Source organism: Peribacillus sp. NPDC058002, assembly GCF_042886655.1.
Classification (GTDB): Bacteria; Bacillota; Bacilli; order Bacillales; family DSM-1321; genus Peribacillus; species Peribacillus aracenensis.
In genome coordinates this window covers 1,242-1,517 of record NZ_JBHVQU010000484.1, presented here as the reverse complement: position 1 = coordinate 1,517, position 276 = coordinate 1,242, and the positions used below count along the sequence as shown (strand labels likewise).

Genomic DNA, 276 nt, shown 5'->3' with positions numbered 1-276 from the left:
AATGAATCTTATATACAGAAAGCTGATTTACCTTCCGATATCCAGAAAAGCTCGCGCGCATTTTTCGGCAACACTTTAATCCCTGTCTATGTCGGCGAACCGCTTGAAGAAATCGAAAAAAGAGTGATTCTTCATAACCTTGCCGCTTTTAACGGTCATCAAAGGAGGACGGCGCAAACAATTGGCATCGGGGAGAGGACATTGCGAGATAAGTTGAAGAAATATCGGGAAGAAAAGTAGGCGGAAATTGCCGAGCGGCAATTTTCGCCTACTTTT

1 protein-coding gene is annotated in these 276 nt (G+C 43.8%); it reads left to right on the top strand.

Annotation, left to right across the window (positions count from 1 at the left end; translation table 11 throughout):
* The coding region (locus ACFVSH_RS26520; RefSeq protein WP_387708797.1) for a helix-turn-helix domain-containing protein at positions 1-240 on the top strand (240 nt) is incomplete at its 5' end.
* Positions 241-276: the final 36 nt, after the last annotated feature.